This is a genomic window from Achromobacter sp. D7-1, from assembly GCF_059760445.1.
In genome coordinates this window covers 63,561-74,276 of record NZ_JCBAMT010000024.1, presented here as the reverse complement: position 1 = coordinate 74,276, position 10,716 = coordinate 63,561, and the positions used below count along the sequence as shown (strand labels likewise).

The 10,716-nt window shown below is 66.6% G+C and carries 7 protein-coding genes and 2 riboswitches; of the genes, 3 read left to right on the top strand and 4 right to left on the bottom strand.

The annotated features are described in order from the left end of the window. The 3 genes from AC6LKD_RS13130 to AC6LKD_RS13120 form a co-directional block, all read left to right on the top strand. Positions 1 to 1,052, top strand: a 1,052-nt coding sequence (locus tag AC6LKD_RS13130) for an amidase (protein ID WP_498116493.1), incomplete at its 5' end; no start/stop codon positions are given. 33 nt (positions 1,053 to 1,085) lie between these two features. After that, positions 1,086 to 2,561 carry a M81 family metallopeptidase gene (locus AC6LKD_RS13125; protein WP_498116492.1) on the top strand — a complete coding sequence of 492 codons (1,476 nt, stop codon included), beginning with the start codon at positions 1,086 to 1,088 and terminating at the stop codon, positions 2,559 to 2,561. 238 nt (positions 2,562 to 2,799) lie between these two features. Then, a complete protein-coding gene (locus AC6LKD_RS13120) occupies positions 2,800 to 4,764 on the top strand; it encodes a DUF945 family protein (protein WP_498116491.1) in 1,965 nt (654 codons plus the stop codon). Positions 4,765 to 4,859: 95 nt separating this feature from the next. Here the strand turns inward: AC6LKD_RS13120 and gcvP are convergent, their stop codons facing one another. From gcvP to AC6LKD_RS13100, 4 genes are all read right to left on the bottom strand, one after another. After that, positions 4,860 to 7,733, bottom strand: coding sequence for an aminomethyl-transferring glycine dehydrogenase (gene gcvP, locus AC6LKD_RS13115; protein ID WP_498116490.1), 2,874 nt, complete (start codon positions 7,731 to 7,733; stop codon positions 4,860 to 4,862). A 102-nt stretch (positions 7,734 to 7,835) separates the two neighbouring features. Then, positions 7,836 to 8,213 carry a glycine cleavage system protein GcvH gene (gene gcvH / locus AC6LKD_RS13110; protein WP_042795177.1) on the bottom strand — a complete coding sequence of 126 codons (378 nt, stop codon included), beginning with the start codon at positions 8,211 to 8,213 and terminating at the stop codon, positions 7,836 to 7,838. 98 nt (positions 8,214 to 8,311) lie between these two features. Continuing rightward, positions 8,312 to 9,412: a glycine cleavage system aminomethyltransferase GcvT gene (gene gcvT / locus AC6LKD_RS13105; RefSeq protein ID WP_498116489.1), complete on the bottom strand. Its 1,101-nt coding sequence runs from the start codon at positions 9,410 to 9,412 to the stop codon at positions 8,312 to 8,314. An 86-nt stretch (positions 9,413 to 9,498) separates the two neighbouring features. After that, positions 9,499 to 9,621, bottom strand: a riboswitch (glycine riboswitch). Between the two features lie 35 nt (positions 9,622 to 9,656). Continuing rightward, a riboswitch (glycine riboswitch) is annotated at positions 9,657 to 9,752 on the bottom strand. Between the two features lie 55 nt (positions 9,753 to 9,807). Then, on the bottom strand, positions 9,808 to 10,701 hold the full coding sequence (locus AC6LKD_RS13100) for a ZIP family metal transporter (RefSeq protein WP_013396235.1): 894 nt from the start codon (positions 10,699 to 10,701) through the stop codon (positions 9,808 to 9,810). Between the last annotated feature and the right edge of the window lie 15 nt (positions 10,702 to 10,716).

Sequence of the window (10,716 nt, the reverse complement as noted above, 5' to 3'; positions counted from 1 at the left end):
GCGCGGTACTGCTGGGCAAGACCACCATGCCCGACTTCGGCATGCTGTCCTCTGGCCTGTCCAGCTTCCATGAACTGACCCGCAATCCCTGGGATCTGTCCAAGAACCCGGGCGGATCCAGCGCCGGCGCGGGCGCCGCGGCGGCCGCGGGCTACGGCCCGCTGCACATCGGCACCGACATTGGCGGCTCCGTGCGCCTGCCGGCGGCCTGGTGCGGCATCGCCACCCTCAAGCCCAGCCTGGGCCGCATCCCCATCGATCCGCCGTTCATGGGCCGCTGCGCCGGCCCCATGACCCGCACGGTCGCCGACTCGGCGCTCATGATGGGCGTGCTGTCGCAGCCCGATGCGCGCGACCACATGAGCCTGCCCTACCAAGACTTCGACTGGCTCGACCTCGAGCGCGACCTGCGCGGCCTGCGCATCGGCCTGCTGCTGGACGCCGGCTGCGGCCTGCCCCTGGACCCCGAAATCCGCGCTGCGGTCGAGGCCGCGGCGCGCGCCTTCGAGGCCGCCGGCGCCACCGTCACGCCAATGCAGCCCTGGATGACGCCCGCCATGCTGGAAGGCGTGGACCGCTTCTGGCGCACCCGCTCGGCCATAGACCTGGCAGCCCTGCCCCAGGAACGCCGCGACAAGATCCTGCCCTTCATCCGCACCTGGGCGGAAAGCGGCGGCGGCCAGTCCGGCGAGGACGTGTTCCGCAGCTATTACGAAACCATGAACGTGCGCGCCAAGACGGTCGCGGCCTGCGCGCCCTACGACTACGTGCTTTCGCCCGTGGCTCCGGTCGTCGCCTACAACGCCGAGTGGCCGTCGCCCACCAATGAAGTCGCGACCACCATGCACCACATCGGCTACACGCTCCCCTACAACATGAGCGAGCAGCCCGCGGCGTCCGTCAATTGCGGCTATACCAAGGCGGGCCTGCCCATCGGCCTGCAGATCGCCGGCGCGCGCTTTGACGACCTGGGCGTGCTGCGCATCGCGCGCGCCTGGGAAAGCATGCGGCCCGAACAACACCCCTGGCCCCAGCCTCCCCGGGCGGCCTGACCGATCCACCACAGCAAACCCACAGGAATTCCCATGCGTTGGCTTTTGGCAATGATCAAGCACGAGACGAATACGTTTTCGCCCGTGCCTACCCCGCTTGAACGCTTTTTCCGCGGCAATCCCGAAGTCCTGGCCGGCGAACGCGCCATCAAGGCCTACGAGAATACCGACAGCGGCCTGGGCGGCTATATCGAAGTGGCGCGCCGCGAAGGCGCCGAAATGGTCGTGCCGGTGGCGGCCGAGTCCTGGCCTAGCGGCCCCGCCAGCGCCGACACCCACGAGCGGCTGTGCAAGCTGGTCCTGGACGAGGTCCAGCGCGGCGGCTACGACGCCATCCTGCTGGACCTGCACGGCGCCATGGTCGCCGAAGGCGTGGAGGACGCCGAGGGCGACCTGCTGCGCCGCCTGCGCGAGATCGATCCGCACACGCCGGTGGCGGTAACGCTGGACATGCACGCCAACATCTACGATGACATCGTCAAGCACGCCACCGTCATCAGCGGTTTCCATACCTACCCGCACGTGGACATCCGCGCCGCGGGCCTGCGCGCCGCGAACGTGATCGCACGCACCCTGAAGGGCGAGATCAAACCCGTCATGTCCTGGGCCAACAAGCCCATGCTGCCGCACATCATGTGCCAGGGCACCCACGCCGCGCCCAACAAGCCGCTGCAGGAACGCTGCAAGGAGCTGGAAGCCGGCGGCGTGCTGGCCGCCTCGGTCTTCGTCGGTTTCCCGCACGCCGACATCCGTGAAGCCGGCCTGAGCGCCGTGGTCTGTACCGACGGCAACCTGGCCGACGCGCAGCGCTACCGCGACGAACTGCTGGACCAGGCCTGGAACGGCCGCGCCGACTGGGTGTTCCACCCCGAACCGCTGGCGCCCACCATCGCGCGTGCCAAGGGCATCGAACAAGGCCCCGTCGTATTGCTGGACCACTACGACAACACCGGCTCCGGCGGCACCATGGACACCACCGCCGTGCTGGCCGAAGTGCTGCACCAGGAACTGGAGAACGTGGTCTTCTACGCCATCTGCGACCCGCAGGCGGCGCAGCAGGCAGCAACGGCCGGCGTAGGCCAGAGCATCACGCTCAAGCTGGGCAGCAAGATGGCCATGCCCGCCATCAAGGAACCCAGCGAACCGCTGGAAATCACCGGTCGCGTCAAGCTGGTGTTCGACGGCGTCTACCTGAACCGCGGCCCCATGTACCGCGGCGTACGCAACGACACCGGCCTGACCGTCGTGATCGATACCGGCCGCGTGGAGATCGTGGTCGTGTCGCGCCACCAGGAACCCTTCGACATCAATTGCCTGCTGTCGGCCGGCATCGATCCGCTGCAAAAGCGCTACGTCGTGCTCAAGAGCCGGGTGCACTGGCGCGCGGGCTTCTCCGACATGGCCACGCAAGTCATCGAATGCACCGGCGTGGGCGTTACCACCTCGGATTACGGCCAGCTCGATTTCCAGCACGTGCGCCGCCCGATCTATCCCCTGGATCCGATGTAATCCGCGACCTAGGCCTTTTGCCCTGAAAAGCCGGCGCGAACGCGCCGGCTTTCATTTTGAAATCTTCTGTAACTGCGAGCGCGGTCACATGACCACCGGCCTCGGTATACTCGCCGCGGGCCTTACAGGCCGATGAATGCGCGTATTCCGATGGCGGACGCCAGCAACAGGGTCCAGCGGCCACAAGCAGCCGCCTGTCACCGGATATGACTCGACAATCAACGATACAAGCAGAACGATGAAAAAGAGCGTAGCGATCACCCTCGGCGTGGTCATAGTGGGAGCGGGAAGCTGGGTCGGGGCCACGTGGTACACCGGCAAGCGCATCGAGGAAAGCTCGCAGCGCCATCTGGCCGAAGCCAACGAGAAACTGGCCAAGATCACGCCTCTGTTCGGTCTGCGCATCGATCAGCTGAAGTACGAACGCGGCCTGTTCTCGACGCAGGCGCGCTATGGCGTGTCGCTGGTCAACGGCGACAAGCTCGGCGAGGACCTGCCCAAGGGCATGATCGAATTCGACGCGTCCATCGAACACGGCCCCTTCCCCAAGAGCGCCCTGGCGCGCGGCGCCATCGCCCCCAAGCTGGCGTTCACGCACGCCGAGCTCGCCAAGACCGACAACATCAAGGAACTGTTCGAGCTGACCAAGGGGGTGGCGCCCCTGAGCGCGGACACGGTCATCAATTTCGGCGGCTTCGCCACCTCCACCGCCAATATCGCCCCCGTGCAGATCACGCACGACGGCAACGCTGTCAACTTCAGCGGTATGGTGATCAACGGCACCTTCGACCGCGCGCTGCAGGCCGTCACGGCGCACGCCCTGGTCGAAACGCTGTCGGTGGACGGCGAAAAGTCGGATGACCCCGTCAAGATGCTGCTGTCCGGCCTGACCATGGACGTCAACAGCCGCATGGGCAAGTTCGGCCTGTCCGTCGGCGATTCGAGCGTCAAGCTCAAGCGCATCGACGTCACCCGCCCCGGTGATGACGTCAAGGTCTCGGTGGACAATCTGGGCTATGGCGTCAAGCTGGCCGAAGACGACAAGAACGTCAATGTCGAAGCCACTTACCAGACCGGCACCATCACGCTGAACGACGTGGCGCTGGGCAACGGCCAGGCCGTGATCAAGCTCGCCAAGCTGGACGGCGCCGCCATCAAGCAACTGTCGGACACCTACAACCAGATCGTGCGCCAGTACATGCTGGGCGCCAGCGACGAAGGCCTGAAGGACGAGCAGTTCGACGCCGTGCTGGAAAACGCCGGCAAGCTGCTCAACGGCAACCCCTCGTTCAGCATCGATCCGATCAGCTGGAAAACCGACAAGGGTGAAAGCAAGCTGAACTTCACGCTGGACCTGACCAATCCGCCCAACGTCAAGGATCTGACTCCCCAGGAGATCATGGTCAAGGCCATCAAGCAGATCGATGCCACCCTGGTCATCTCCAAGCCCATGGTGCGCGACCTGATCGTGCAGTACGCCGTCAAGAAGCAAGGCTTGACCGCGGAAAAGGCCGCCGAGGAAGCCGACGACCAGATGCGTTCGATGTCCGGCATGGCTGAAATGCTCAACGTCGGCAAGAACGACGGCGACAACATCATCGGCAAGTTCCACTTCGCCGATGGCATGGGCGACCTGAACGGCCAGAAGATCCCCGCCGATGAACTGTTCGCGGGCCTGCTGGGCGCGACCGGCATGGACGACGACATGGACGGCATGGAAGAGGAAGGCGAACCGGCCGAAGGCGCCGAGCTGGCAGCCCCCGCCGACACCGCCTCCGCGGCCGGCTACATGCAGGATTTCGACGTGGACACCGTAACGACCATGCTGGACGACATGGTCTACAACCCGCGCAAGCAGGATGGCGACGAAGGTCCTGTCCTGATCCTGGATCCCCGCGACACCGGCGCCAGCGAGCTGCGCGTCGACTTCCTGTGCAACGACTTCACCGAGAAGTGCCATGACCTCGTCGTGACCGCGACTTACAGCAGCAAGAAGCCGGTCTCGCTCAAGGCCATCAACGCCTGGAACCAGGAATACCGCTGGACGCGCGCCTACCTGGACGACAAGAACCGGGCCGTGCTGCAGATGGACATGAACTCGGAGGGCGGCATCGGCAAGGAAAACCTGCAGATCATGCTCAACACGTTCTTCAGCATCGCGGAAGACTTCGCCGTCACCAGCAAGGCCGCGCCGGCGAAGTAAATTTCAGCCGACGCAGGACGAAAAAATCCCCCATCTTTCGGATGGGGGATTTTTTTTGCCCGGGCCCGGCTGGCGCCGGGCCTTGCCGTCCGCGTTTACGCGTAGGCTTCGATCGGCAGGCAGGCGCACACCAGGTTGCGGTCGCCGTAGGCATTGTCCACGCGGGCAACCGGCGGCCAGTACTTGGCATCGCGCAGCGAGGCCACCGGATAGGCGGCTTGCTGGCGCGGATAGTCGTGCAGCCATTCCTCGGCCAGCAGCATCTGCGCGGTGTGCGGCGCGTTCTTCAGAACGTTGTCTTCCGCATCGCGCTCGCCGCGCTCGACCTGGGCGATTTCCTCGCGGATCGAAATCATCGCGTCGATGAAGCGGTCCAGTTCGGCCACGCCTTCCGATTCGGTCGGCTCGACCATCAGCGTGCCGGCCACCGGGAAGCTCATGGTGGGCGCATGGAAACCGTAGTCCATCAGGCGCTTGGCGATGTCTTCGGCGCTGATGCCGCTGGTTTCCTTGAGCGGACGCACGTCCAGGATGCACTCGTGCGCCACGCGGCCATTGCGGCCCGCATACAGGACCGGGTAGTGGTCGCGCAGGCGGGTGGCAATGTAGTTGGCGTTCAGGATCGCGACTTCGGTGGCGCGGCGCAGGCCGTCGGCGCCCATCAGCGCGATGTACACGAACGGAATGGGCAGGATGCCGGCAGAACCGAACGGAGCGGCCGACACGGGGCCGACCTTGGCGTCGCCGGGCAGCTTGCCCTGCTCGTTCACCACGCCCGGCAGGTAGGGCGCCAGGTGCGCGCGCACCGCCACCGGACCGACGCCGGGGCCGCCGCCGCCATGCGGGATGCAGAAGGTCTTGTGCAGGTTCAGGTGGGACACGTCCGAACCGAACTTGCCCGGCTGGGCCACGCCGACCATCGCGTTCATGTTGGCGCCATCCAGGTAGACCTGGCCGCCGGCCTGGTGCACCAGATCGCAGATCTCGGTGACGGCTTCCTCGAACACGCCGTGGGTCGACGGATACGTGATCATCAGGGCAGCCAGCTTGTCGCCGACCTGTTCGATCTTGGCGCGCAGGTCGGCCAGATCGACGTTGCCGTTGGCGTCGGAGGCCACCACCACTACGTCCATGCCGGCCAGTTGCGCCGAGGCCGGGTTGGTGCCGTGCGCCGACGACGGGATCAGGCAGATGTTGCGCTGATGCTGGCCGTTGGCCTGGTGGTAGCCGCGGATGGCCAAGAGGCCCGCGTACTCGCCCTGCGCGCCCGAGTTGGGCTGCAGGCTGATGTTGTCATAGCCGGTAATCTCGCACAGCGCGGCCGACAGACGGTCGATCAGCTCGTTGTAGCCCTGGCTTTGCGAAGCCGGCGCAAACGGGTGGATCAGCGCGAATTCGGGCCAGGTGATGGGGATCATCTCGGCGGTGGCGTTGAGCTTCATGGTGCAGGAGCCCAGCGGGATCATGGTGCGGTCCAGCGCCAGGTCCTTGTCGGCCAGCTTGCGCAGGTAGCGCAGCATGTCGGTTTCCGACTGCACGCTGGAGAACACCGGATGCGTCAGGATCGCGCTTGCGCGCGCCACGCCGGCGGGAATGCCGCTAGCGGCGGCCGCGTCCAGCGCGTCGATGTCGAGCTCGACGTCGTCGCGCTCCAGGCCGGAGGCGAAGACATTGACCAGCGCCTGCAGGTCAGCCACGGTGACGGTCTCGTCCAGGGAAACCGCCAGGCGTGCGCCGTCGACGCGGCGCAGGTTGATGCGCTCGCAATCGGCCGCGGTCAGGATGGCCGGGGTAGCCGCGCCGGTCTCCAGCAGCAGCGTGTCGAAGAAGGTGTCGTTGGCCACCTTCACGCCCAGCTTGACCAGCTCGGCGCGCAGGATGGCGGTGCTGCGCTGCACGCGCTCGGCGATGCGACGGATGCCGGCCGGGCCGTGCCACACCGCGTACATGCCAGCCATGACGGCCAGCAGCACTTGCGCGGTGCAGATGTTGGAGGTGGCTTTCTCGCGGCGGATGTGCTGCTCGCGCGTTTGCAGCGCCAGGCGCATCGCGGGGTTGCCTTGCGCGTCCTTGGACACGCCGACCAGGCGGCCGGCCATGTTGCGCTTGAAGGCGTCCTTGCAGGCCATGAAGCCGGCATGCGGGCCGCCAAAACCGAACGGCACGCCGAAACGCTGGGCCGAACCGATGGCGATGTCCGCGCCCCATTCGCCCGGCGCGGCCAGCAGGGCCAGCGCCAGCAGGTCGGTCGCAACGGCCACGATGGCGCCTTGCGCGTGCGCAGCCTCGGCCAGCTTGCGGTAGTCGGCCACCGAGCCTGTGCTGTGCGGGTACTGCAGCAGCACGCCGAAGCACTCGGGCAGGCCCTCGGCCTCGTCGCCGATGGCGATCTCGATGTCCAGGCCTTCGGCGCGCGTGCGCACGACTTCGATGGTCTGGGGATGCACGTGGCGCGAAATGAAGAACACCGGGCTCTTCGACTTGGCGCTGCGGCGCGCCAGCGTCATGGCTTCGGCGGCGGCGGTGCTTTCGTCCAGCAACGAAGCGTTGGAAATGTCCAGCCCGGTCAGGTCGGCGACCATGGTCTGGTAGTTCAGCAGGGCTTCGAGGCGACCCTGGGAGATCTCGGGCTGGTAAGGCGTGTAGGCCGTGTACCAGGCGGGATTCTCAAGAATGTTGCGCAACACCACGTTGGGAGTTTGCGTGCCGTAGTACCCCTGGCCGATGTAGCTGCGGTAGACCTTGTTGCGGCCGGCGATCTGCTTCAGCTCGGCCAGCACGTCGGTTTCGCTGCGCGAGGCGGGCAGCGCCAGCGGGGCCTGGCTGCGGATCTTGGGCGGCACGACTTCTTCGATCAGGGCGTCCAGGCTGGCGCTGCCGATGACGGCGAGCATGGCGGCCTGGTCGGCGTCGGAGGGGCCGATGTGGCGGGGAATGAAGTCGGTATGGGTGTCTAGGGCGCGCGACATGGAGAGATCTCGGGATAGCGGGTGTCGTCGGAGAACGGACGGTATTGCATCTTGCGGATCGGGCGCGGGCTGGTGCTCGCGCGCCCGATCCGGACCAGCGGCTTAGCCGTTGGCGACGGCTTCGTAGCCGGCGGCGTCGAGCAACTTGTCGGCGTCGGCGGCGTTGACCGGCTTGATCTTGAAGATCCAGGCGGTGAAAGCCGATTCGTTGATCAGGTTGGGGTTGTTTTCCAGTTCTTCGTTGAAGGCGACGATCTCGCCGGCCACGGGAGCGTAGATGTCCGAAGCGGCCTTGACCGATTCGACCACGCCAGCGGTTTCACCGGCGTTCAGCTTGGCGCCGACCTTCACGTCGCCGACGAAGACCAGATCGCCCAATTGATCCTGGGCGGTATCGGTGATGCCGACGACGAACACGTCGCCTTCGGCTTTGACCCATTCATGGGACTCGGTGTACTTGCGATCGGTGGGCAGACTCATGGGAACTCCTGAGGGAATGCGGGTAGATGAATGGTGTTGCGCGCCTCGCGCGGGCGGCCGTCGCCCCAGGGGCCGGCGGCTCGCGCGAAGCTTCGAGTTTACGAGTGTTCGACCGCTTTGCCGTTACGCACGAACGGCAACTTGCAGGCCAGGGCAGGCACCCATTTGCCGCGGATGTCGACCTCGACCGTATCGCCCGGCTTCACGCCTTGCGGCAGCCGCGCGAAGCCGATCGACACGCCCAGCGTGGGCGACATGGTGCCGCTGGTGAGCTCGCCCGTGCCTTGCTTGGTGCGCACGGCCATGTGCGCGCGCATGACGCCGCGCTCTTGCAGCTTCAGGCCGATGAAGGTGGCGGGGGTGGCGAATTGTTCCAGCGCGTCGCGGCCGATGAAGCGGCGCTCGGCGTTTTTCAGGGACACGGTCCAGGTCAGGCCGGCCTGGTCGGGCTGGGTCAGCTCGTCCATGTCCTGGCCATAGAGATTCATGCCGGCTTCCAGGCGCAGCGTGTCGCGCGCGCCCAGGCCGCAAGGGCGCACGCCTTGGGCGACCAGGTCGCGCCACAGCTGCACGACCTCGGCGGCGGGCAGCACGATTTCAAAACCGTCTTCGCCCGTGTAGCCAGTGCGGGCCACCAGAGTGTCGTCGCCCACGCGGGCGGCCACGAAGGCGGTCAGCGGCTCGCTGGCGGCTTGCCACGCCGGGCGCGCGGCCCAGACCTTGGCGCGGGCGTTGGGGCCCTGCACGGCCACCATGGCCAAATCGCGGCGCGGCGTGATGGCGACGTCGAACTGGCCGGCCTGCTTGACGCGCTGCATCCAGGCCACGTCCTTGTCGGCGGTGCCGGCGTTGACCACCACGCGCCATTCATCGGCGGCGAAGAAATAAATGATCAGGTCGTCGATCACGCCGCCCTGGGGGTTCAGCATGCAGCTATACAGCGCCTTGCCGGGCACGGTGAGCTTGGCCACGTCGTTGGCGACCAGGCGCTGAAGAAAGGCATAGGCGTCGGGGCCGATGACGTCGACGTTCAGCATGTGCGACACGTCGAACATGCCGGCGTCCTGGCGCACGGCGTGGTGTTCTTCCAGCTGCGAACCGTAGGCCAGCGGCATGTCCCAGCCGCCGAAGTCGACCATGCGGGCGCCAGAGGCGACGTGTTCTTCGGCCAGCGGGGTGCGTTTGAGGGTTGCGGACATGCGCGGAAACTCCGGGACGGCAGTGTTGCCAGGGTTACGGAATGCCGGTGGTGCACGGCGGCCTGCGCCTGCACTACGGCTGAATCTTCCGCCCCTCTGTCCTTTTGCCTGAGAGTTGCCCCGCATGGCGGGTTTGCACCTTCGGCGCCTGGGCTGCTCGCTATGTCCCTAGTTCAGGGGCGGCGCCAGGTCTCTCCAGAGTACTGTTTTGCCGGGTCCACACGGTGAGAAAACCGGGACGGGGCAAGCATGGGCGGTATGGGTTACCTGAGCGATTCCGGGCGAATTGCGCCTTCGGCGGCGGCCGGACGTACAGGCCGCTCTCTCCCGCAACATGCGTGACAGCGGCGCAAGCATACAACGAAAGCCGCGGCCAGGGAATGCCCGCGCGGGCCTCAACCCAGCGCCGTATCCAGCAGCATCATCAGCACGAAGCCCAGCATCAGGCCGCAGGTCGCGTAGACCTCATGCCCCTTGCGGTGCGATTCCGGGATGATCTCGTGGCTGATCACGAACAGCATGGCGCCGGCGGCGAAGCCCAGGCCCCAGGGCAAGAGCGGCTCGGACCAGCCGACCACGGCGGCGCCCAATACTGCCCCCAGCGGTTCGACCAGCCCGGACAGCATGCCCAGCGCCACGGCGAACGCGCGCTGGTAGCCCGCAGCCAGCAGCGCCACGGCCACCACCAGGCCTTCGGGAATGTCCTGGATCGCGATGCCGGTGGCCAGCGCGGTGCCGCGCATGGCGTCGTTGCCCGCATAGCCCACGCCTATCGCCAGGCCCTCGGGCAGGTTGTGCAAGGTAATGGCGAAAACGAACAGCCAGGTGCGGCGCAGACGATGCGCCTCGATGCCTTCCCTGCCCTTGATGAAATGCTCATGCGGCAGCGTGCGGTCCATGAGCAGCAGCACCGCCGCCCCCAGCAGCAGGGCGGCGCCCACCGTCAGCCCGGCGCCCCAAGGGCCATAGCCCAGGTCGCGACCCGCCGCGATACCGGGCGCCACCAGCGAAAAAGCGCTGGCCGCCAGCATCACGCCGGCGCCGAAACCGAACATGCTGTCCTGCACTTTTTGCGGAATGCTGCGGGCGAACAGGATGGGCAGGGTGCCCAGCGCCGTGGCGGCGGCGGCCACCAGACCGCCCAGCAGGGCGTCGGCGACGTGCGGCGCGCGCACGTCCAGATAGGCCCACAGCTGGTGCAGGCCCAGGCAGGCCACCAATACGGCCAGGGTCCACACGCTGATGCTGGTGGCCGCCGGCCGCACGCGATGACGGCTGAAAGTATTCATGTGCCGCTGCCCTCC

Coding starts and splice junctions, on each gene's coding strand:
- AC6LKD_RS13125 (WP_498116492.1), top strand. CDS start 1,086: ATGCGTTGGCTTTTGGCAATGATCAAGCACGAGACGAATACGTTTTCG.
- gcvH (WP_042795177.1), bottom strand. CDS start 8,213: ATGAGTCTGCCCACCGATCGCAAGTACACCGAGTCCCATGAATGGGTC.
- gcvT (WP_498116489.1), bottom strand. CDS start 9,412: ATGTCCGCAACCCTCAAACGCACCCCGCTGGCCGAAGAACACGTCGCC.
- gcvP (WP_498116490.1), bottom strand. CDS start 7,733: ATGTCGCGCGCCCTAGACACCCATACCGACTTCATTCCCCGCCACATC.
- AC6LKD_RS13100 (WP_013396235.1), bottom strand. CDS start 10,701: ATGAATACTTTCAGCCGTCATCGCGTGCGGCCGGCGGCCACCAGCATC.
- AC6LKD_RS13120 (WP_498116491.1), top strand. CDS start 2,800: ATGAAAAAGAGCGTAGCGATCACCCTCGGCGTGGTCATAGTGGGAGCG.